This is a genomic window from Nonomuraea roseola, assembly GCF_039535395.1.
GTDB classification, from domain to species: Bacteria; Actinomycetota; Actinomycetes; order Streptosporangiales; family Streptosporangiaceae; genus Nonomuraea; species Nonomuraea roseola.
On the sequence record NZ_BAAAXC010000015.1, the window covers coordinates 5,080,264 to 5,101,382 of the forward strand.

Annotated in this window: 20 protein-coding genes; 9 read left to right on the forward strand and 11 right to left on the reverse strand. The window is 71.0% G+C overall.

Going from position 1 to position 21,119, the window contains the following annotated elements:
- Nucleotides 1-18: 18 nt before the first annotated feature.
- Nucleotides 19-978 carry a trypsin-like serine peptidase gene (locus tag ABFX55_RS47460; RefSeq protein WP_346130584.1) on the reverse strand — a complete coding sequence of 320 codons (960 nt, stop codon included), beginning with the start codon at nucleotides 976-978 and terminating at the stop codon, nucleotides 19-21.
- 244 nt (nucleotides 979-1,222) lie between these two features.
- Between ABFX55_RS47460 and ABFX55_RS47465 the strand changes: the two genes are divergently transcribed.
- Nucleotides 1,223-1,594 carry a VOC family protein gene (locus tag ABFX55_RS47465; RefSeq protein WP_346130586.1) on the forward strand — a complete coding sequence of 124 codons (372 nt, stop codon included), beginning with the start codon at nucleotides 1,223-1,225 and terminating at the stop codon, nucleotides 1,592-1,594.
- A gap of 4 nt (nucleotides 1,595-1,598) precedes the next feature.
- On the opposite strand, the gene ABFX55_RS47470 is transcribed toward ABFX55_RS47465, so the two are convergent.
- Both ABFX55_RS47470 and ABFX55_RS47475 read right to left on the reverse strand, forming a co-directional pair.
- Nucleotides 1,599-2,078 carry a cupin domain-containing protein gene (locus ABFX55_RS47470; RefSeq protein ID WP_346130588.1) on the reverse strand — a complete coding sequence of 160 codons (480 nt, stop codon included), beginning with the start codon at nucleotides 2,076-2,078 and terminating at the stop codon, nucleotides 1,599-1,601.
- An 82-nt stretch (nucleotides 2,079-2,160) separates the two neighbouring features.
- Entirely contained in the window at nucleotides 2,161-3,438 is a 1,278-nt protein-coding gene (locus tag ABFX55_RS47475) for a Glu/Leu/Phe/Val family dehydrogenase (RefSeq protein ID WP_346130590.1), read from the reverse strand.
- Between the two features lie 183 nt (nucleotides 3,439-3,621).
- Here ABFX55_RS47475 and ABFX55_RS47480 point away from each other — a divergent pair, with 183 nt between their 5' ends.
- From ABFX55_RS47480 to ABFX55_RS47495, 4 genes are all read left to right on the forward strand, one after another.
- Nucleotides 3,622-5,133, forward strand: a complete 1,512-nt coding sequence (locus tag ABFX55_RS47480) for an alkaline phosphatase D family protein (RefSeq protein WP_346130592.1) — start codon at nucleotides 3,622-3,624, stop codon at nucleotides 5,131-5,133.
- A 52-nt stretch (nucleotides 5,134-5,185) separates the two neighbouring features.
- A complete protein-coding gene (locus ABFX55_RS47485; RefSeq protein ID WP_346130594.1) occupies nucleotides 5,186-5,824 on the forward strand; it encodes a class I SAM-dependent methyltransferase in 639 nt (212 codons plus the stop codon).
- A 66-nt stretch (nucleotides 5,825-5,890) separates the two neighbouring features.
- Nucleotides 5,891-6,466, forward strand: a complete 576-nt coding sequence (locus ABFX55_RS47490; protein ID WP_346131467.1) for an RNA polymerase sigma factor — start codon at nucleotides 5,891-5,893, stop codon at nucleotides 6,464-6,466.
- A complete protein-coding gene (locus tag ABFX55_RS47495) occupies nucleotides 6,459-7,682 on the forward strand; it encodes a CU044_5270 family protein (RefSeq protein WP_346130596.1) in 1,224 nt (407 codons plus the stop codon). Before ABFX55_RS47490 ends, ABFX55_RS47495 begins: the two co-directional genes overlap by 8 nt.
- Before the next feature lie 53 nt (nucleotides 7,683-7,735).
- Here the strand turns inward: ABFX55_RS47495 and rocD are convergent, their stop codons facing one another.
- Genes rocD through ABFX55_RS47510 form a run of 3 tightly spaced genes read right to left on the reverse strand, consistent with a single transcriptional unit; the run spans nucleotide 7,736 to nucleotide 10,304 of the window.
- Nucleotides 7,736-8,944, reverse strand: a complete 1,209-nt coding sequence (gene rocD / locus ABFX55_RS47500) for an ornithine--oxo-acid transaminase (RefSeq protein ID WP_346130598.1) — start codon at nucleotides 8,942-8,944, stop codon at nucleotides 7,736-7,738.
- A gap of 1 nt (nucleotide 8,945) precedes the next feature.
- Nucleotides 8,946-9,743 carry a dimethylargininase gene (gene ddaH / locus ABFX55_RS47505; protein ID WP_346130600.1) on the reverse strand — a complete coding sequence of 266 codons (798 nt, stop codon included), beginning with the start codon at nucleotides 9,741-9,743 and terminating at the stop codon, nucleotides 8,946-8,948.
- A gap of 48 nt (nucleotides 9,744-9,791) precedes the next feature.
- Nucleotides 9,792-10,304: an Lrp/AsnC family transcriptional regulator gene (locus ABFX55_RS47510; protein ID WP_346130602.1), complete on the reverse strand. Its 513-nt coding sequence runs from the start codon at nucleotides 10,302-10,304 to the stop codon at nucleotides 9,792-9,794.
- 185 nt (nucleotides 10,305-10,489) lie between these two features.
- Here ABFX55_RS47510 and ABFX55_RS47515 point away from each other — a divergent pair, with 185 nt between their 5' ends.
- Nucleotides 10,490-11,659 (forward strand): hypothetical protein, encoded by a 1,170-nt coding sequence (locus tag ABFX55_RS47515; protein WP_346130604.1) that lies wholly within the window; start codon nucleotides 10,490-10,492, stop codon nucleotides 11,657-11,659.
- On the opposite strand, the gene ABFX55_RS47520 is transcribed toward ABFX55_RS47515, so the two are convergent.
- From ABFX55_RS47520 to ABFX55_RS47540, 5 genes are all read right to left on the reverse strand, one after another.
- The gene (locus ABFX55_RS47520; RefSeq protein ID WP_346130606.1) at nucleotides 11,643-13,004 is read right to left on the reverse strand and encodes a glycoside hydrolase family 16 protein; all 1,362 of its coding nucleotides are present in this window, start codon (nucleotides 13,002-13,004) and stop codon (nucleotides 11,643-11,645) included. The two genes, ABFX55_RS47515 and ABFX55_RS47520, sit on opposite strands and share 17 nt — an antisense overlap.
- A 169-nt stretch (nucleotides 13,005-13,173) precedes the next feature.
- Entirely contained in the window at nucleotides 13,174-13,887 is a 714-nt protein-coding gene (locus tag ABFX55_RS47525; protein WP_346130608.1) for a hypothetical protein, read from the reverse strand.
- Nucleotides 13,884-15,071, reverse strand: a complete 1,188-nt coding sequence (locus ABFX55_RS47530) for a hypothetical protein (protein WP_346130610.1) — start codon at nucleotides 15,069-15,071, stop codon at nucleotides 13,884-13,886. The genes ABFX55_RS47525 and ABFX55_RS47530 overlap by 4 nt, the downstream gene beginning before the upstream one ends.
- A gap of 218 nt (nucleotides 15,072-15,289) precedes the next feature.
- On the reverse strand, nucleotides 15,290-15,994 hold the full coding sequence (locus ABFX55_RS47535; protein WP_346130612.1) for a DUF5941 domain-containing protein: 705 nt from the start codon (nucleotides 15,992-15,994) through the stop codon (nucleotides 15,290-15,292).
- Nucleotides 15,991-17,502 carry a CDP-alcohol phosphatidyltransferase family protein gene (locus ABFX55_RS47540; RefSeq protein ID WP_346130614.1) on the reverse strand — a complete coding sequence of 504 codons (1,512 nt, stop codon included), beginning with the start codon at nucleotides 17,500-17,502 and terminating at the stop codon, nucleotides 15,991-15,993. Before ABFX55_RS47540 ends, ABFX55_RS47535 begins: the two co-directional genes overlap by 4 nt.
- Nucleotides 17,503-17,620: 118 nt before the next feature.
- On the opposite strand from ABFX55_RS47540, the gene recO reads away from it, so the two are divergent.
- The 3 genes from recO to ABFX55_RS47555 are packed head-to-tail and all read left to right on the forward strand — an operon-like array spanning nucleotide 17,621 to nucleotide 21,083.
- Nucleotides 17,621-18,358 carry a DNA repair protein RecO gene (recO, locus tag ABFX55_RS47545; protein WP_183657864.1) on the forward strand — a complete coding sequence of 246 codons (738 nt, stop codon included), beginning with the start codon at nucleotides 17,621-17,623 and terminating at the stop codon, nucleotides 18,356-18,358.
- Nucleotides 18,355-19,128: an isoprenyl transferase gene (locus ABFX55_RS47550; RefSeq protein ID WP_183657866.1), complete on the forward strand. Its 774-nt coding sequence runs from the start codon at nucleotides 18,355-18,357 to the stop codon at nucleotides 19,126-19,128. Before recO ends, ABFX55_RS47550 begins: the two co-directional genes overlap by 4 nt.
- Nucleotides 19,125-21,083 (forward strand): AfsR/SARP family transcriptional regulator, encoded by a 1,959-nt coding sequence (locus tag ABFX55_RS47555; RefSeq protein ID WP_346130616.1) that lies wholly within the window; start codon nucleotides 19,125-19,127, stop codon nucleotides 21,081-21,083. Before ABFX55_RS47550 ends, ABFX55_RS47555 begins: the two co-directional genes overlap by 4 nt.
- The last annotated feature ends 36 nt before the right edge of the window (nucleotides 21,084-21,119 follow it).

Sequence of the window (21,119 nt, forward strand, 5' to 3'; positions counted from 1 at the left end):
AGTCCGAGGGGCGCGTCTTCAGTGGCGCATCACGTGGTCGGCTCGCGCGAGGATGCGGCCGAAGGGCCTGGGCGTCAGCCGCGTCAGCACGGTGAACCCCGCGGGCTCGCGCAGCGGGCTGGAGGAGGAGACCACCCCCGCCACCACGCCCGCGCGCACCGCGGGCCCGCCGCTGGTCCCGTTGGCCGCCTGGCAGTTGTGCGTGACCAGCACGCCGGGCCCCGCCGCGCCGCCGTCGACGGCGTCGCCCAGGCACCGGTACATGTCGGTGCCAGGGTAGGAGCGCCCGACCGGGTACCCGAGCAGCTCGAGTCCTTTCACCGCGCTCCTCCTGGGGGTCAGGAGCGGCCGCAGCCCAGGGCCCGTGACCTCCTCCAGGAGCTTGCTGCCCCTCATCACCCCTGCCACGCCGAGGTCGTAGGGCAGCTGCTCGGGGGAGTAGGGCCGTTCCCTCCAGCGCCGCGGCACCCAGACGCGCACCGCGGGCCAGACTCCTCGCGAGGACCTGCCGGTGTCCAGGGAGTTGTAGGCGGGCAGGAAGGCCACGTGGGAGAGGGGGCGGCCACCGGCGTACAGGCAGTGGGCGGCCGTCAGCACCAGGCTGCGGCTGCGCGACCTGATCACCGCCGCCCCGCAGGCGATGTCCGTGCCGGCCACGGGATCGTGGCTCAGCAGGATCCCCGCCAGCCGGTGCGCCCCCGTGTAGGGCCTGGCCACGAGGGAGTAGCCCAGACGGTCGCCGCCCGGAGTGAGCACCTTCCTGCCCGGCACGGTACGGCGCGCGCCGTAACCGAGCGGCACCGCCGGAGGCGCGGAATCCGGCGGTGCCACGTCGAGGCGGGGGAAGGGGAGCAGATCGGCGGGCCTGGCGTTGACGATCCGTTCGCGGCTCCAGTAGCCGACGGTGTCCCGCGAGTCCCGTGTGGGAGCGGGGCCGCCGTGCAGGAGCAGACACACCGCGAGAACCAGCCTGAGCACCCATCCCCCTTGAGTTGATCATTCAACCCTAGAGGATCGCACGCTCCTTGCCGTGTAACGTTCGGCCAGGTCACGCAGCATGGCGTGGGCAGAGCCGTACGCCTCGGGGTGCTTGAGCACCGCCTTGGGCAGCTTCGACACCATCGGGTGGTTCGTGTCGCAGACGTTGCCTACGGGCGCTTCGCCCGCCTGGCTGACGGGCTGACCCATTGCCAGGACGGCTGGTCGGTGGTGCGCTGGAGTCATGGCTGTCGACCTGAACCACACCATCGTGCCGAGCAGGGACAAGCGGGCCTCGGCGGAGTTCCTCGCCGGGATCCTGGGGCTGAAGGCGGGGCCGCAGTGGGGGCCGTTCGTCCCCGTCGAGACCGCCAACGGCGTCACGCTCGACTACATGGACGCGGAGGAGTTCCGCGCGCTGCACTTCTGCTTCATCGTCAGCGAGCCCGAGTTCGACGAGATCTTCGGGCGCATCAGGGAGCGAGGTCTGGCGTACTACGCCGATCCAGGACATCGCGAGGCGGGTGAGATCAACCACCTCTACGGCGGGCGCGGCGTCTACTTCGACGATCCCGACGGCCACAACCTGGAGGTCATCACCGCGCCCTACGCGTAGAGGATCAGAGCCAGTAGTTGTCGTGGCGCAGGTAGAACTCCGCCTTCTCCTCGTCGCTCATGCCGGCGATGTCGAGCAGGCCCTCGAAGTAGCCCTCGCGCGGCGCGCCGGGCGAGAAGTGCAGCAGCATGGAGGCGGGCTCGCCCGACTCGTTGCGGAAGCCGTGCGTGCCGCCCGCGGGAACGTGCACCCAGTCGCCGGGCTTGGTGTCGATCCAGCGGTCGCCGTTGTAGATCTTGACGGTGCCCTCGAGGATGAAGAACGACTCGGTGATCGTCTTGTGGAAGTGCGGGCCAGGCCCGGTGGGCGTCGGGCCCATGTTCCAGCGGTAGAGGCCGAACAGGCCGCCGGTGGAGGCGCCGGTGGCCAGGTAGTCCACGGTGTTGCCGGTGGGGTAGACGAGGTCGGGCTCGGAGCCCGCCGGCCGGTAGACGGCGCTGGACTCGCCCTTGTCGTCGAAGTAAATCGGATCGGGATATGTCATGAGCTGATCCTATGGAGAGCCGCGCAGGCGCGGCCCCTCGCCCGCGTACGGGACGAGAGGGCCGCGACTGCCGGGCGAGGAGTCAGGGGTAGAGGCCGCGCATCTGGTGGGCCTCGGCGACGCGGCCGACGCCGATGACGTGGGCGGCCTGGCGCAGGGTCAGCCCGCGCGTCGCGGCGACCGACTTCACCTCCGAGAAGGCACCTTCCATCAGGTCGCGCAGCCTGACCTCGACCTCGCTGGCGCTCCAGGAGTAGGCCTGCATGTTCTGCACCCACTCCAGGTACGACACGATCACCCCGCCCGCGTTGGCCAGGATGTCGGGGACGATCGTGATGCCCTGCGCCGCGAGGATCTCGTCGGCCTCGGGCGTGGTCGGCCCGTTGGCGCCCTCGACGATGAGCCTGGCCCTGACGCGAGGCGCGTTCGAGGCGGTGATGGCTCCTTCGAGCGCGGCGGGGACCAGCACGTCGACGTCCAGCTCCAGCAGCTCGTCGAGGGCGAGCGCGTCCGCGTGGCGGTAGCCGGCGACGCTGCCGGTCTCCGTCACCCAGGCGCGCAGGCCGGCCACGTCGAGGCCCGAGGAGTCGTGGACGGCGCCGCCGACGTCCGACACCGCGACGACCCGTGCGCCCGCGTCGGCGAGGTACTGCGCGGCCAGCGCGCCGACCTTGCCGAAGCCCTGGACGGCGACGGTGACGCCCTCGGGAGAGCGGCCGAGCGCGGTCAGCGTCGCGATCTGCACACCGCGCGAGGTCGCCCCCGTACGGCCCAGCGACCCGCCCAGCGTCATCGGCTTGCCCGTGACGACACCGGGCACCGAGTACCCGGCGTTGACGCTGTAGGTGTCCATGATCCACGCCATGGTCTGCTCGTCGGTGCCGACGTCGGGCGCGGGGATGTCCTTCTCGGGGCCGATGAGCGGCAGGATCTCGTTGACGTAGCGGCGGGTCAGCCGCTCGAGCTCGCGCGTGCTGAGCACGGTGGGGTCGACGGAGACGCCGCCCTTGGCGCCGCCGTACGGGATGCCCACCAGCGCGCACTTCCACGTCATCCACATGGCCAGCGCGGTGACCTCGTGGATGTCGGTGGAGGGGTGGAAGCGGATGCCGCCCTTGGCGGGGCCGCGCGAGACGTTGTGCTGGACCCGGAAGCCCTGCACCACGTCCAGGCTGCCGTCCTCGCGGCGGACGGGAACCGAGACGGTCAGCGAGCGGCGCGGCGTGGCGAGCATCGTGCGCAGCCCGTCGTCGAGACCGAGCTCCTCGGCGGCCTGGCCGAGCTGGTGGAGAGCGGAGTCGAGGGCCTGTTGTCCAGGGGTGATCAGGGCCGGCGTCCTTGACGGCACCATGACGCTCATGGAAGGAGTTCCTCCTGTTATGTACGCCCAAAAGAGGGAAAAGCGCCATTGCTTAACCCATGGGCGGTTCTGTAGGCGATCAGCCTAGCCAGAATCCAAGCCGGACATGAGCACTATGGGAACGTGCCACTCTGGCAGTCTTGAGAGTGAAACCGCGCCGAATTGTCACAACGAAGGACTCGGATGTCATCTTTGGTCGTCGGTCCGATGCTGCGTTACGTCGACTCCACCCGCGCCTCCATCTGGGTGGAGACGTCCGAGCCCTGCGTGGTCACGGTGTGCGGGCGGTGGGGGACCCCGACGTTCGCCGTGCACGGACACCACTACGCGATCGTCGATCTGGAGGGGTTCGAGGGGGAGTACACCGTCGAGCTGAACGGCGAGCAGGTGTGGCCCGAGAGCGACAGGCCCAGCCGCATCAGGCTGCTGCCGCCCGAAGGGCCGGAGAGGGTGATGTTCGGCTCGTGCCGTACCAGCGTGCCCCATGACGCGGCGCACACCGCCACGCACGGGGTGGACGTGCTGCGCGCCTACGCCCGCAGCGGGGAGCCGCTGCCCGACCTGCTGCTGATGCTCGGCGACCAGGTCTACGCCGACAAACCCTCGCCCAGGATGCAGGAGTTCATCGCGGGGCGCAGGAAGCCGGGCGAGGAGCCCGCCAAGGAGATCGCCGACTTCGAGGAGTACGCCGAGCTCTACAGGACCGCCTGGAGCGACCCCGACATCAGGTGGCTGCTGTCGACCGTGCCGACAGCGATGATCTTCGACGACCACGACCTGCGCGACGACTGGAACACCTCCAAGGACTGGCGCATCAAGATGGCCAGGACGACCTGGTGGCGCAGGCGGGTCGTGGCGGGGCTCGGGGCGTACTGGGTCTACCAGCACCTGGGCAACCTCTCACCGGAGGAGCGCGCGGACGATCCGCTGCTGACGGCGCTGCGCGCGGGCGAGGGCGCCACGGCACTCGACGAGTTCGCCTACCAGGCCGACGCCGAGCCGACCAGCAACAGGTGGAGCTACGCCCGCGACCTCGGGCACTCCAGGCTCATCATCATCGACACCCGGTGCGCCAGGCAGCTGACCCCCCGCGACCGCAGGATGCTCGACGCGGGGGAGTGGGCCTGGCTGGAGGAGCAGATCGAGGGGGCGAGCGGGCGGTTGATCATCGGCTCGTCGATCCCGTTCCTGCTGCCCGAGGGCGTCCACTTCGTGCAGAACTGGAACGAGGCGCTGTGCGACGGGAAGTGGGGCAGGCTGGTCGCGCGGGCGTCCGAGATCTTCAGGCAGGCCTTCGACCTGGAGCACTGGGGCGCCTTCCGTCGTTCCTTCGACGACCTGTCCAGGCTCCTGATCAAGATCGACAAGCCGGTCTTCATCCTCTCCGGCGATGTGCACTACTCCTACCTGGCGCAGGCTCCGGGGCGGATCTACCAGGTCGTCTGCTCGCCGATCCGCAACCCGCTGAGCATGGCGCTGCGCCTGGCCAACATCTTCACCCAGTTCGGCGTCGCCACGCTCATCGGCGGCACGCTCGCCAGGCTCGCCCGCATCCCCCGCCCGCCGTTCCGGTGGAGGGTGACCAAGGGGCCGATGTTCCAGAACGCGCTCGCGTCGCTGGACTTCTCCGAGAAGGTCACCGTTACCTGGTACGGCGAGACGCTGGATCCGCTAGAAACTGTGCATGACCTCTGACCAATATGCCGTGGCTGTCCCTTTTTATGACTTGTGGCACGAGGACGGGCACGTGCCCGAGATCCGGGAGAAGCTGCCTGCGCTGGTGAAGGGCTCGGTGCTGGAGATCGGCGCGGGCACCGGCCTCATCACCGAGGTCATCGCCGACGCGACCGACGGCGAGATCTTCGCCCTCGAGCCCTCGCTCGGCATGCGCTCGGTGCTGCTGTCCAGGCTCGCGGGCCGGCGCGAGCTGCTGGAGCGGGTGACCGTCCTGCCGTACGGCGCGCTCGACGTCGAGCTCGACGAGCCGGTGGACATGATCGTGATGATCGCCGTCCTCTACTCGATCGAGGACCGCGCGAGCCTCTGGGCGACCCTCGCCAGGCAGCTCGTCCCCGGCGGGCGGCTGGTGTTCAACTTCAGGGAGCGAGAGGCCCCGACGCCTGGCGACGACGCGGAGATGGCCTCCTACCGGGTCGGCAGGCACACCTACGAGCTGTGGGGCAGGACGCTCGAGGTCGAAGGCGAGCGCATCTCGGCCCGCTTCCGCTACGTGATCAGGCACGGGGGCGAGGTCATCAGCGAGGACGTCGTCGACAGCGTCACCCACAGGCCCTCGCTCGCCACCCTGGTCGCCGAGCTGACCGAGGCGGGCTTCACGCGGGAGGACGCGCCCGAGGGGCTGCTCGTGTGGGGGCTCGCAAAGTAGGTGGAACCGGACTCCGGCCTGCGGCCAAGTACTGAATGACCGCAGAAAGGACTCCCTCCCGTGGTGATGGCGCAGGCGTTGGACGACGCGACGCTGGTCGGACAGTCAATGAGCGAACCCGAGCTGTTCGCGACGCTGTTCGACCGGCACGCCGATGAGATCTTCAGGTACGCCGCACGGCGGCTCGGCCCCGAACTGGCCGAGGACGCCGTGGGCGAGGTGTTCCTCGCCGCCTTCCGCGGCAGGGCGCGCTACGACCGCACGCGACCGGACGCCAGGCCATGGCTGTACGGCATCGCGACCAACGTCGTGGCGCAGCACCGCAGGGCAGAGCGCCGCCGTACCCAGGCCATGGCACGGCTGGCGCCCGACAGGCCCGGATCCTTCGACGAGCGAAGCGCCGACCGTGTCACCGCCGAGCAGCTTCAGCCCAGGCTCGCCAAGGCGCTCACGCGGCTCTCGGCGGCCGAAAGGGATCTGTTGCTGCTGGTGGCGTGGGCGGACCTGACCTACGAGGATGTGGCGCTCGCGCTGGACATCCCCGTCGGCACTGTCCGCTCCCGGCTGCACCGGCTCAGGACCAAGGTGCGCAGGGCCCTCGGCGGCATCGACCCTTTCCGAGAGGAGCCCGAGCATGGATGACGAGATCAGGATCTTCGCCGAGGGACGCCCGGACGTCCCGCCGTACCCGCGGGAGGCGCGCGAGGCCGCGCGCAGGCGGCTGCTGGAGGAGACCAGGGCCAGACGGGGATTCAGATTTCCGCGCCTGGGCTGGCAGGCCGCGGGGGCCTTCGGGCTGACCGTGGCGCTGGTCGGCGGCGTGGCGTTCACGCTGTCGTCCACCCCGCGGGACGGCACGGCGGCCCGTCCCGCGGGGGCGGTCACGGTGGCCCCTCCCACGGACGCGGTCACGGTGGGCGTGGGCGGCGAGCTCGACCCGAAGCCGGGGCAGTTCGTCCTGGTGGAGTCGGAGACGATGTACCCCTCCTACTCCCTCGGCGAGCAGGAGTCGCGCTACCTCTACAGGACCAAGCGGCAGCTGTGGCGCTCGGCGGACGCCAGCGCCGACGGGCTGATGTCGATCGAGGGCATGGAGCCCAGGCAGTTCCCTGGCTGGCCGCTGCCGGAGCAGGCCCAGAAGTGGCAGGGAACCGACTGGCACCGCGTGGCCTCGTGCCCCGACACCCTCGGGGCCTTCCGCAACGACTACGCCTTCCTGTCCACGCTGCCGGACGATCCCGGGCGCATGAAGGACTTCCTCGCCAAGCGGGCCAAGACCACCAACGACGACGCCTTCCGCGCCGCGGCCGACCTGATCAGGGAGACCTACGTGCCGAAGGCGCAGCGCGCCGCGCTGTTCGCCGCGATGAAGGAGCTGCCGGGGGTGGAGGTCGCCGAAGGCGTGGAGGACGGGGCGGGGCGCAAGGGGACCGCTCTCGGCAGGGCGGCCCCTGAGCAGGGAACGATGGAGCAGCTCATCTTCGACCCCGAGACGTTCGTGTTCATGGGCGAGCGGGACACGGTCGTCGACGAGAAGGCCGCGAAGGCTCCGGCAGGCACGTTGCTGGCTCTCACGGCCCAGACGGCGGTCTCGGTCGTGGACACCCTGCCCGACGCTCCGACGGCGGGGCACGACAGCGCGTGCGACCCGCAGCCGACGCCCTCGCAGGAGCCGGCGAAGCCGACCCCGACGGCGACGGCGCCCGACGTCGAGCCCACGCCCATCCCCTCACCTCCGGCGAAGTCGAGGCGCTCGGCCGACCCCTCGGCGCCGGAGTCGATCGAGCCCACGCCCATTCCGACCGAGACGCCCGGCGATCCCGTGACGGCCACTGCCGTGCCCACCAGGACGGGCTGATCCCAGGAGGTACGGCTCCCGCCCTCGCGGCGCGAGCCGTACCTCCTTGAGCGTTACCTGAACGAGGCGATCGCGTCGGCCAGCTGGTCCACGGCCCACAGGAGATCCTCCTGCGAGATCACGATCGGCGGGGCGAGCCTGATCGTGGAGCCGTGGGTGTCCTTGGCCAGCACGCCACGCGCCATCAGCGCCTTGGACACCTCGCGCCCCGTGGCCAGCGAGGGGTCGATGTCGACTCCGGCCCACAGTCCCCGCCCGCGTACGGTGACCACGCCGTGGCCGATCATCTCGCGCAGTCTGGCGTGCAGCACCTCGCCGAGCTGGGCGGCGCGCTCCTGGAACTCACCGGTGTTGAGGATCTCGATCACCGCGTTGCCCACCGCGCACGCCAGCGGGTTGCCGCCGAAGGTGGAGCCGTGCTGGCCAGGCTTGATCACGCCGAGCACGTCCTCGTCGGCCGCGATGGCGCTGACCGGCACCACCCCGCCGCCCAGCGCCTTGCCCAGGATGTACATGTCGGGCACGACGCCCTCGTGGTCGCAGGCGAAGGTCTTGCCGGTGCGGCCGAGCCCGGACTGGATCTCATCGGCGATCATCAGGATGCCCTGCGAGGTGCACAGCTCACGCACCTGGCGCAGGTAGCCGTCCGGCGGCACCAGCACGCCCGCCTCGCCCTGGATCGGCTCCAGCAGCACCGCCACCGTGTTGGCGTCGATCGCGTCGCGGATCGCCTCGACCGAGCCGTACTTCACGACCGTGAACCCGGGTGTGTAGGGCCCGAAGTCGTCGTGTGCGTCGGGATCGGTGGAGAAGCTGATGATCGTGGTGGTGCGGCCGTGGAAGTTGTCCTCCATCACGATGATGTTGGCCTGCTCGGGGGCGACGCCCTTGACCTGGTAGCCCCACTTACGGGCGACCTTGATCGCGGTCTCGACGGCCTCGGCGCCGGTGTTCATCGGCAGGATCATGTCCTTGCCGGTCAGGTCGCCCAGGCCGGCGCAGAAGGCGGCGAACTGGTCGTGGTAGAACGCTCTGCTGGTCAGGGTGAGGTTGTCGAGCTGCTCGTGCGCCGCCTGGAGGATCTTCGGGTTGCCGTGGCCGAAGTTGAGGCTGGAATAACCGGACAGGAAGTCCAGGTAACGCTTGCCCTCCACGTCGGTCACCCAGGCGCCGTGCGCCTCGTGGATGACGATGGGCAGCGGGTGATAGTTGTGGGCGCTGCGGCGCTCGCTCACATCGATGTGTTCTGCGCTCGTGGTCATGTCAGTTTTCCCCCCTGATTTCCAGTGTGCAGCACTTGGGACCCCCGCCTGCCTTGCGCAACTCGGCGAGCTCGACGGGGATCACCTCGTATCCGCGCCGCTTGAGGTCGAGCTGGAGGTCGTGGGCCTCCGAGTTGATCACGATGTGCTCGCCGTCGCTGACCGCATTGAGGCCGAGCACCTCGGCGTCGTCGGCGCCCGCGATCACGGCGTCGGGGAACATCCTGCGCAGGACGCGAAGGCTCCCCTCGGAGAACGCTCCAGGGTAGTAGGCGATATTCCGCCCGTGCAGGGGGAACAGCGCGGTGTCGAGGTGGTAGAAGCGCGGGTCGACCAGCGTCAGCGAGACGACGGGGCGGCCGAGGAACTCCTGCGCCTCGCCGTGCGCCTCCCGCGAGGTGCGGAAGCCGGTGCCCGCCAGGATCACCTCGTCCATCGCGAGGAAGTCGCCCTCGCCCTCGTTCACATGGACCGCCTCGTGCGTCGGGAAGCCGCGCTCGGCGAACCAGTTCAGGTAGGCGGGGCCCTCGGCGGCCCGCTCGGGGAAGGCGAAGCGCGCGCCGTAGACCCTGCCGCCCGCCACGAGCGCGCCGTTGGCCGCGAACACCATGTCGGGCAGGCCCTCGATCGGGTCGATCAGGCTGACCGTGTGACCGAGAGCCTCGTAGGCGGCTTTCAGCCCCTCCCACTGCCTGACGGCCACGTCGCGGTCGGCGCCCGCCTCCGGGTCCATCCACGGATTGATCGCGTACTCCACCGTGAAGAAGTCAGGGCGGCACATCAGGTAGTGCTTGGGCATGCTGCGGCTCCAACGTCGAAGGGGACGCCGTAAGCCTAGGAACAGCGTTTACGCAGGCCAAGCTGCTGGTATTGCGTGTTCGCGCGGGTCCGTTGCGTCTTGCCGCCGCGTCGCGCCGATCCGTTGCGCGTCGTCCACCAGACGGGAGAGCACGATCGAGCTCTTGGTCCTGACGACGAACGGCTCGGCCGCGATCCGCTCGATGACCCGCTCGACATGGCGCACGTCGGTGGCCCTGATGTGCAGCAGCGCGTCGGCCTCGCCGGTGATCGTGCACGCCGAGACGACCTCGGGATGCTGGGCGACGGCGATGCCGATCGCCGAGGGTGAGGTCTTGCCCTGGCAGAACAGCTCGACGTACGCCTCGGTGGTCCAGCCCAGCGCCTGGGGCGAGATGCGGGCGCTGAAGCCGGTGATCGCGCCCGTCTCCCTCAGCCGGTCCACCCTGCGCTTCACCGCCGACGCCGACAGCCCGATCCTGTGCCCGATTTCCGCATATGTCGTCCGGGCATCCTCGACGAGGGCCCCGATAATGTCCCGATCCAACCGATCCAGTTCCACGTCCCCCTGTATACAGGCTTGCCCGTACGGCAGGCCGCGCCGGTCGCCTCCAGCCCTCATCGAGTCGACGGAGGGGGCCCTCGACGGGGCCGGGCGAGGTTCCCCGATACCCGACACCGGCAAATCCGTCACGGCTCCGAAGTCAGCGTTTAGCATCAAATTACGCGGACCGCGTTGGAGGCCTGATGCGCTTCAAGGACCACCCTGCCGAGCAAGGAGAGGTCACGCGCATCGCGCCCGCCGTGGCCTATGACGGCGACCTCTACCATCTGCCCGACTGGATCACGCGCCGCGGTGAGGAGCGTGAGCTGGGCCGCGCCCACGCCGAGGGCGGCCACCTCGACACCCTCACGCTGGAGACCGGCAGCGTCCCCCGCTTCCACGAGCTGGAGGACGAGCGGCTGGCCGAGCTGAGCAGGATCGAGGACGCCACCGAGCGCGAGATCCAGCAGGACCGCGCCGCGTTCGAGTCCCAGAAGATCAAGCTCGCCGAGTCGCAGCGCCACTTCGCCGAGGCCCGCCGTACGCTCGACGAGACCCAGCGCCGCGTCACCGAGCTGGAGCAGCCGAGCAGGCGGCCTGGCGACGGCAGGCCGAGCTCCATCGCGCTGTCGGGCAGCCGCTGGCCGTCGGTCAGACGCTGGCTGCCCGCCGCGCTGCTGCTCCTGCTCCTGGTGATCGTCGAGGTGCCGATCCTCTACCAGGTCATCCTGTCCTGGGGCGACAGCGTGGAGATGACCGCGCTGATCGCCACGGGCGCCGCCCTCATCATGCTCGTCGCCCCCCACATGTACGGCAGGGCCTTCCGCACGTGGCAGGAGAACGGCAGCCCCGCCAGGGGCCGATGGCTGCTGATCGCGGTCGCGCTCGTCTGGGTGGGCCTGATCGTCGCCGTGGCGGTGCTGCGCAGGGACGCGCTGGTCAAGCCGCTGGTCGTGGACGGCCAGAACATCGGGCCCACCGCCGAGGGCGTCAGCCAGCTGCCCACCATGATCCTGCTGCTCGCCCTGCTCGTGGCCACCGCGCTGATCGCCGCCGACCTGGGCCGCAGGATGCACAACCCCAACGACAGGCGGCTGCGCGAGCTGCGCGCCAAGCGCGACCACGAGCAGCGCGCCTTCGTCGAGGCCCAGAGCGAGTACCAGCGCGACGCCGGATTCGCCGAGAGCATCGGCCAGCACCTCCAGGCCGCCGACCGCCGAAGGGCCAGCAGGGTGCGCCAGGTGGACAACGGCTTCGAGAGCCTGGCCACGGCCTACCTCGGTGGCGTGGTCGAGGGCCTGGGCGACCCGGAGGCGGCCAGCTGGGCCGAGCGCATTCTGGTGCGGCGCAGGGCGGCTAGGTCGCGAACGTGAACCAGTTGACGTTGACGAAGTCGGCGGGCTGACCGCTGGTGAAGGTCAGATAGACCGTGTGGGTGCCGCTCGTCGGCGCGATGGTGCCGGGCACGGTCCTCCAGCTCTGCCAGCCGCCGGTGTTGGCGACCGCGAAGTCGCCGATCGGCGGCGCGGTCGGGCTGCCGAGCCGTACCTGGACCAGGCCGCTCACGCCGCCCGCCGCGCCCGAGGCGACCCTCGCGCTGAACTGCCGCGCGGCCGTGGCGCCGAAGTCGACGCCGTCGAAGCGGAGCCAGTCGCCGTTGGCGATCGCGCCGACGTTCTGACCGCCGCCGGTGTCGGTCGTGGTCTCGACCATGGTGCCGGACTGACCCTGGTAGCGCTCGGCCTGGATCGTGGAGCGGGCGTCCACGCCGCCTGGCGGGTTCGTGGGCGGGTCGGTGGGCTGGGTGCCGCCGCCGCTCTGCCAGACCGCCACGTAGTCGACCACCATGGGCCTGCCCGACACGGTCGCCGCGGTCGGGGTCGGACCGGCGAGCGCGTTGGGGAAGGCGCCGCCCATCGCCACGTTGAGCAGGAGGAAGTAGCCCGCGTGGCCGGTCATGTTGGTCCAGGTGCCCGCGTCGAACTGAGACTGGCTGACGCTGTGGAACTGCTGGCCGTCGACGTACCAGCGCAGCTGGTTGGGCGAGACGCTGCGGTCCCACTCGAAGCGGTAGGTGTGGAAGGCCGACTGGCACGTCGAGCCGGGACACGCCCTGCTGGCGCCGAGTCCGGAGGTCTCGTTGCACGGTCCGCCGGGGTTCACGCCGCAGTGCAGGACGGCCCAGACGGCGTTGACGCCGTTGACGTTCTCCATGATGTCGAACTCGCCGATGCCGGGCCAGTTCCAGTAGTTGCCCCTGTACGGCGAGCCCAGCGCCCAGAACGCGGGCCAGTAGCCGAGCGCCGCGTCCCCTGTGACGTTCGGCATCTGGATCCTGCCCTCGATGCGCAGGATGCGCCCATCGGCGGGCTTGAAGTCGGCGCGGCGGGTCTCGATGCGGGCCGAGGTCCAGTTCTGCCCGCTGCCCCGCGGAGTGATGCGCAGGTTGCCCGAGCCGTCGAGGCTCAGGTTGGCGGGGTCGGCGGTGTAGTTCTGGATCTCTCCGGTGCCCCAGTTGCCGGGGCCGCCCGGATAGCCGTGGCCGGTGTCGACGATCCAGTTGGCGGAGGACGGCAGCGAGCCCGAGGGGCCGTTGAAGTCGTCGGACCAGACGAGGCTCCATCCGGTCGGCGTGGGCGGCACGGCGGCGACGAGGGCTCCGACGGCTAACAGCGCGACCGCCGTCGCGGCCAGACGCCTGAGGTACTTCGAGGGCATGACGGTTCTCCCTTGAGCCTGGGGGGTGAATGGGAGAGCGCTCTCTGCGATTGATGTGACCACGGCGACAAGGCGCTGTCAATGCCGTACGACAGCGTCGTTCCGGTGAGTCAGCCTAGCGAGAGAGCGCTCTCAGCTCGCATGGGGTGTGGCGAGGGGCCTGGTGGGCTCAGAGCAGGTCCACCGAGGTGGCGCCCGCCGTTTCGAGCGCCTCGGTCCAGAAGCTCTCCAGCAGCGGGAAGCGGTCGGGGCTGGAGCCCTTCTTGCGGAGGAAGCCGTGGACCACCACGTCGTAGCCGGTCAGGTCGGGCAGCAGCCGCGACTGCCTGAGCTCCTTGGCCTTCGCCTGCCTGGCCGCCTCCGACAGGTCCAGCTTGTTGACGTTCAGGTCGCCCCTGTTGTTGATCAGGTCGCTGAACACGATCACCCGGTGGGCCAGGTCCGGCTGCCGCTGGGCGTTCATCTGCTTCACCAGATAGCGGAGCGCTCCGAGTACGTCCGACCCCTCGCCCTCGCCGGGACAGTCGAACAGCTTGCTCGCGCGGGGGAGCACCTGCGTGAGGCGGTGCTTGCGGATGCGCTCCTCCACGACGGGGTTGTCGTTCGGATTCTCCCTCTTGGTCGCGGCCACCGCGACGGGGTCCTCGCGGCACGTGCTGCTCTCCGACGCCCCTGTGACGGCCGCGAAGCCCACCCAGTCACAGCCGTCGACGAAGCCCGGCAGCTTGGAGGTCAGGTCGGTGCGGGAGGCGGCGGGGTCGGCGTAGCTGGTGGAGTCGACGATGACGCCGCACACCGCTCTCGACTCCGTCCCGCACGCGGCGACACCCGTGCTCAGCAGACCCACCACCGTGATCGCCGCAGTCCATCGCCCCGGCCTCATCGCTCTCCCGCCGTCTCGCCCGCTCCCGGCTGTCTCCCGCCCGTGTCGGCCCTCGACGGATCTCCCGGCTGTCTCCCGCCGGTGTCGGCTCTCGACGGATCTCCCGTACTGCCCGCTCCGGGGAAGATCCCCGCCTCTCGAGGGCCTCCGTCCGCCGCCGTCCTCTGGAGGCCGGCGTCCTCGTCCGCGTGCGCAGGGCGGCCGGCGTCCGCTCCTGGGGAGCCGCTGCCTTCGCCGGTCTCGTGCGCTCCCGCCTCCCGCCGCGTGGCCGTCCGGCCCTGGGTGCTCTCGGGAGCGTTCCGCCGATCACCCTCAGGGGCCCCCGGCAGGAGCTCCTGCCTGGACCGTCCCCTGGAGAGTTCCAGGACCTCCCGCACCTCGCTGTGCCAGATCTCGATCCTGTGCTCGACCTCCTCCAGCAGCCCCCCGATCTCCTCCCTGGACGAGAGCGAGGTGACCCCTTCGGCCGAGGAGTCCATCGCCACCACCTCGCCCTTCCACAGCGAGGGGATCTCCTCCCTGCGGGGATGCGCCCCCATCACCCCGCGCCGGTAGGCCGCGATCACCTGCTGCGCCCACGCGTGGACGGCCTCCACCTCGTGGTTGCGCTCCACGAGCACGCCGTCCCACTCACGCGCCAGCTGCTCGATGCGCGACCGCGCCCGGTGGATCCGGTCCGACGCCTCCCTGAGCGCCGACTCCCTCGCCCGCTCCGCCCGCCGCCACCTGGCCTCCGCGATGGAGATGAACGGATCCTCCTCCGCGCCCGCCGTACCCGCAGGGGTGGGGGACGCGCTCTCTTCCGTCGCGGGGGCCGCGGAGGCTGCCCTGCCGTTCGGCGACGCTCCGGGGGAGCCACGCACCTCCCGCGCGTCAGGCCGCGCCTCCGGGTACAGATCCGCTCGGCCCGTCTCTCTGAACACCGTCTCCCGCGCCTCGCTGACCTGGCGTAACAGGTCCGTACGGCGGGCGGCGAGCCCCTGGTCGACCCGGGCGATCCGTTCCCGCGCCCTGGCCCTGACCTCGGAGAGGAAGGCGGGCTCGCAGTCGGGATCGGTGAAGTGCGGCAGAGGGAGCTCGCGGGCGTCCTTCAGGCCCTGCCGGTGAGCGTCGTCCCGCTCGCGATCACGCTCGGCGAGAGGGTCGCCCGACCCCCGTTTGAACAGGCGTGACAAGAACGCCATTCATGTCTCCCGGCTCCGCCGGAACGATCTCCGGCCCGAGTGTCCCTAGATCCCCACACTAATCGGTCATCCGCCGCTCATAGCGCGAAAAATCAGGCCATAGCAAACGGGTGCGGGGATCAGGGAGCGCCGGGGCAGCAGGCGCGCTTCGCCGAGGGGCCGGCCCGGAGCGCGGCTCGCGCGGAGCGCGCCCCGAGCGGAGGCCCCTGTTGTGGGGGTCAGGCCTTCTCGGCCTCGCCCGTCGCCTGCTCCAGCGCATCCTCGGGAGAGGCCTCGAGGTCCTGCTCGGCGTCGGCGCTGGCCTGGGCCGAGGCCTTGTCGAGCCGTACCCAGCTGGTCACGCTCTCGACCGCGAACAGCACCAGCAGGTACGCGGTCAGGGCGTACAGCACGGGGGTCAGGACGCCGAGCGCCGCGCCCGCGGCGATGATCAGCAGGCGCACCTCCCAGCCGAGACCCGCCATGAACACCCAGGTGGGCGGCCAGATGCTCTGGCGCGTGCGGTAGACGGTGTCGTAGGTGTGGTAACCCACCACGTACAGCAGCACGAACAGCAGCCACTTGGGCGCGTCGTGGCTCAGGCCGATGAGGATGACGGCGAGGAACTCGGTGCCGCGCAGGATCGGCGGCACCAGCCAGTCGAGGCGTCCGAGGTGGTCGCTGGCCGCGGTCGGCAGGACCAGCACGACCATGACGGCCACCGAGATGAGCGGGGACAGCCCTGCGAGCGCCACCGCGATGGTGGCGAGCAACGTGACCAGGAGGGTGGCGACGGGCGGCAGGCCCTTGCCGAGCCGGGGGGCGACGGCGTGGACCAGGGGACCGTCGTCGCGGTAGGCGAGCAGCCTCGCGGTCTGGATTCTGCGGCGCTCCTCGTCGGGGTCGGGAGCGGCGGCGGCGCTGGCCTGCGGCTGAGTGATCATGCGAGCGACCTCATGACGCGTCCGGTGGCGGTGTAGGCGGCGGCGACGCTGCCCCAGATCAGCAGGGTGATGAAGGTGACCCGGGCGTCGAAGAGGGCGGCGGTGATCGCGATGGCCGCGAACCGCTCGCCGATGGGGAAGACGACCATCTTGCGCGCCCAGTAGACGGCGCGGAACTTGCCCGCCTTGCTCCACATCTTCAGCACGCCGCGGATGCCGCTGCTGCGCTCGACCTTGCGCCGTTCGAGCGCCTTGCGCAGGTCGCGGTCGTCGGGCGCGGTGAGCGGGGTGGTGGGCAGCGGGGAGGGCGGCTTGCGCCGGTTGGCGGCGCCGAAGGAGAAGTCGAGCAGGTGCTTGACCGACTGCAGGGCCAGCGCGGCCAGCGCCAGGATCCAGATGTCGTCGCTGTGCCCCGCCACGACGTAGCCGATGGCGAGACCGGCGAAGACGACGTACTCCTTGAACCGGTCGAAGGTCGCGTCGAGCCACGCGCCGAGCACGCCGAACTTGCGGGCGTAGCGGGCGACCTGGCCGTCGACGCAGTCGAAGACGAAGGCGAAGTAGATCAGCACGCCGCCCGCGACCATGCCGAGCCGCTCGCCCGTGGCGAAGCAGGCGGCCGCCGCCACGCCGAGCGCGATGGAGATCAGCGTGACCTGGTTGGGCGTCAGGCCGCGCCTGGCCGCCCATCGGGCGATGAAACGGGAGTAGGTGCTGACGAAGTAGGTGGTGAAGAAGCCGTCGGCGCCCTTGACCGCGTTGTTGAGCCTGGCGCGGTCCTCGTCCATGCCGGACATCTCGGTCGCGGCCTCGGTGGCCTCCGCCTGCGTGGTGATCCTGCGGTAGAACAGGTCGCGGCGGCCGCGGATGCCGACGGAGACGCCCTTGCGGACCAGCGCGAAGACGATCAGCTGGACCAGGTCGTCCTCGGGGCCGAACAGGTGGGCGAGGTCGGCCAGCTCGCGGCAGGCCTCGGCGAGCACGGGGGCGTTGCGGGCGCTCAGGTGCAGCGGGCCGAGCAGGATGGCGTTGGGCCGGGTGACGGCGTGGTGCGCGGTGCCGACCGAGATGATCCTCGACTTGCCCACGCGGGCGCGGACCATGAGCCCCTCGAGGCTGTTGGCGCCGATCTCCGGCTCCGCCTCGTCGATCGGGACGTCGGGGACGATCTTGTCGCCGTTCTCGTCCTCCGGTCGCGGCTCCTTGGCCACGAGCGCGATGGCGCCGCGCTTGGCCTTGGTGATCTGGTAGATCAGCTCGTCGTGGATGACCGAGTTGACCGGCAGGAGCAGCATGCTCTCCTGGGTCGCGTCGGCGACCTCGGCGAGGGCGCGCAGGGCGGTGGCGAGATCGGTGCGCTCGATCGTGGCGGCCTGGGGGTCGAGCGAGAGGGCCTGGGTGCGCAGGCGCTCGCCCACGGTGGGCGCGCCGGGCAGCGCGGCCAGCCGGAGGCCGGTCGGAGCGGTGTCGGGGCCGGGCGAAGAGCCCAGCAGGACCACGCGGGTCATGTCACCCTTTCGAGGCGGTTGCGGGGGGCGGAACAACTGGTAAACCAGGGGCAGTCGTCAAAGTCTAGTGAGAGTTCGGTAAAGCCGGGCCACCCGGCGCTCACCCTAGACTGGACTGGTGAGTCTCTACCGTGACGAGGGCGTCGTCCTGCGCACGCAGAAGCTGGGCGAGGCCGACAGGATCGTCACGCTCCTCACCAAGCGCACGGGCAAGGTGCGAGGGGTGGCCAAGGGAGTGCGCCGCACCACCTCGAGATTCGGCGCGAGGCTTGAGCCCTTTACCCATGTTGACCTGCAGTTGCACGTGGGCCGCACGCTCGACGTGGTCACGCAGGCCGAGACCATCCACCCCTACGGCGAGGCGCTGGCCCACGACTACCCCCGCTACACGGCCGGCAGCGCGATGCTCGAGACGGCCGACCGCCTCATCCAGGGCGAGAAGGAGCCTGCGCTCAAGCAGTTCCTACTGCTGGTGGGCGGGTTGCGCACGCTGGGCGACGGCAGCCACGAGGCCCGCCTGGTGCTCGACGCCTACTTCCTGCGCTCGCTCGCCGTGGCCGGATACGCCCCCGCTCTGCAGGAGTGCGCCAGGTGCAGGGCCGACACGGTGAGGGCGTTCGCGATCGTCGCGGGCGGGGCGGTGTGCGGGGCGTGCCGTCCCGCGGGCGCCGCCGTACCCGCGGGGGAGACCCTGGCGTTGATGACGGCGCTGCTGCGCGGAGACTGGACCGCCGCCGACGCCTCCCAGGCCCGCCACCGCAACGAGTGCAGCGGTCTGGTCGCCGCCTACCTGCAGTGGCACCTCGAGCACGGCATTCGTTCTCTCCGCCATGTTGAAAGGGAGCCAGCACGTTGAACGTCCGTCCCCCCGCGCCGCACCCGTCCGGCGCGGTCCCGCCCGCCATCCCGCGTGATCTGGTCCCCAGGCACGTCGCGATCGTCATGGACGGCAACGGCCGCTGGGCCAAGCAGCGCGGCCTGCCGAGGACCGAGGGGCACAAGGCAGGGGAGGCGTCGCTCTTCGACGTCATCGAGGGCGCGATCGAGCTGGGCGTCCCCTACCTGAGCGCCTACGCCTTCTCCACCGAGAACTGGAAGCGCTCGCCCGACGAGGTGCGCTTCCTCATGGGCTTCAACCGCGACGTGATCCGCCGCCGCCGCGACGAGCTGCACGCGATGGGCGTGCGGGTGCGATGGGCGGGCAGGCCGGGCCGCCTGTGGAAGAGCGTCATCTCCGAGTTGCAGGACGCCGAGGAGATGACCAGGAACAACCGCACGCTCACCCTGCAGTTCTGCGTCAACTACGGGGGGCAGGCCGAGATCGTCGACGCCGCGGTCAGGCTCGCGCAGGACATCGCGGCGGGCAGGGTCAAGCCCGGCAAGGTCAACGAGAAGGTCTTCGCCCGCTACCTCGACGAGCCCGACATCCCCGAGGTCGACCTGTTCGTCCGCTCGTCGGGCGAGCAGCGCTTCTCCAACTTCCTGCTGTGGCAGTCGGCCTACGCCGAGATGGTCTTCCTCAACAGGCTCTGGCCCGACTTCGACCGCAGGGACCTGTGGGAGGCCTGCGAGATCTTCGCCAAGCGCGACAGGCGCTACGGCGGGGCGGTGCCCAACCAGGTATGAGGCTCCAGCTGCTCGGCCAGGTCCGCGCGGGGGACACCGACCTCGGCGGGGCCAGGCAACGCCTGCTGCTGGCGGCCCTCGCGCTGGCCGGCGGCAGGGCGCTGGGCAGGGACACGCTCCTCGACGCGCTGTGGGAGGACGACCCGCCCCGCACCGCGCTCAACGTGCTGCGCACCTACGCCTCCAGGCTGAGGGCCGTGCTCCCTCCTGGAACGATCACCCTGGTCGGTGACGGATACGCGCTGAGCGGGGTCACCACCGACGTGGAGGAGTTCGAGGCGCTGGCGGCGGGCAGGCCGCGCGAGGCGCTGGCGCTGTGGCGCGGCGAGGCGCTGGCGGGGCTCGAGGGCGGCTACGCCGCCGCGCAGCGCACCAGGCTGGAGGAGCGCCGCATGACGGTGCTGGAACGCGCCCTCGAGGCCGACCTCGAGGCGGGCCTGCACGCCGAGGCGGTGGCCGAGCTGCGCGAGCTGGTGGCGGCCCACCCGCTGCGCGAACGGCTGAGCGCCCTGCTCATGCTCGCCCTGCACAGGTCGGGACGGCAGGCCGAGGCGCTGGCCGTCTACACGGACCTGCGCGGGCTCCTGAGCGACGAGCTGGGCATCGACCCCTCGCCCGAGCTGTCCGAGCTGCACCTGCGCGTCCTGTCGGGCGAGCCTCCCCCTCTCAGGACGGCCGTGCGGCCCGCCCAGCTGCCCGCCGATCTCGCCGACTTCACCGGCAGGGCCGAACTGGTCGAGGCCCTGGCCGCCGAGCTGGCCCCCGGCGCCACCTTGCCCGTCCACGTCATCGCGGGCATCGGCGGCGTCGGCAAGACCGCGCTCGCCGTACGGGTGGCCCACCGGGTCAGGGACCGCTTCCCCGACGGCCAGCTGGCCATCGACCTGCGCGGAGGCAGCGACCCGATGGAGCCGGCCGACGCGCTGGAAAGGCTCCTCTGCGCGCTCGGCGTCGGCGGCCCGCCCGCCGGCCTCGCCGACAGGGCCGCCCTCTACCGCTCGCTGCTCGACGGCCGCAGGATGCTGGTCCTGCTCGACAACGCGGCGTCGGAGGCGCAGGTCAGGCCGCTGCTCCCGGGCACTTCGCAGTGCGCGGTGATCGTCACGGGGCGCTCCAGGCTGGCCGCCCTCGCCGGAGCCCGCACGCACGACCTCGACGTGCTGACCAGGCCCGAGGCGCTCAGCCTGCTGGGCGCCGTCGCGGGCAGGGCCAGGATCGCCGCCGAGCCGGAGGCCGCCGCCGCGGTGGCCGAGGCGTGCGCGTTCCTGCCGCTGGCCGTGCGGATCGCCGCCGCCCGCCTGGCGGCCAGGCCCGGCTGGAACGTGGCGGTCCTTCGCGACAAGGTCGCGGGCGAGCGGAGGCTGGCCGAGCTGGCGATCGGCGACCTGGCGGTGGAGCGCACCTTCGACCTCGGATACGACCAGCTCGCCGCCGGGCAGGCGCGGGCCTTCAGGCTGCTGGCCGTCGCCGACGCGCCCGATCTCACCCTGCGCGTCGCCGCCGTCGTCCTCGGCGTGGACGACGCCGAGCCGCTGTGCGAGTCGCTGGTCGACCTCAACCTGCTCGAATCGCCCGCGCCAGGCCGCTACCGCTACCACGACCTGCTGAGGGTGTTCGCGCGGAGCAAGGTGGCCGACGAGGAACGCGACGAGGCGCTGGCCAGGCTGACGGGCGACTGGCTCCGGCAGGTGCGCGCCGCTGCCGCCGCCAGCCGAGGCGGCTCCCCTCAGGCCGGCGCGTGGCTGGCGGAGGAGGCCGCCTGCCTGGTGGGCACGCTACGCAGGCACGAAGGCGAGCCCCTGCCGCGCCGCAGGCAGGGCAGCACGCTCGCCGTCGCACGCGCGCTGCGCGAGGTGGGCGGCGGCGACTCCCAGGAGGCGCTGGTCCGCGGGCTGGTCGCGCTCGGCGAGGGCGACCCCGCGACAGAGGAGGCCATGGCGGCGCTGCGTATATGAGCGCTCATGCCGGACTCAATCGCGCCCGTGCAGCAT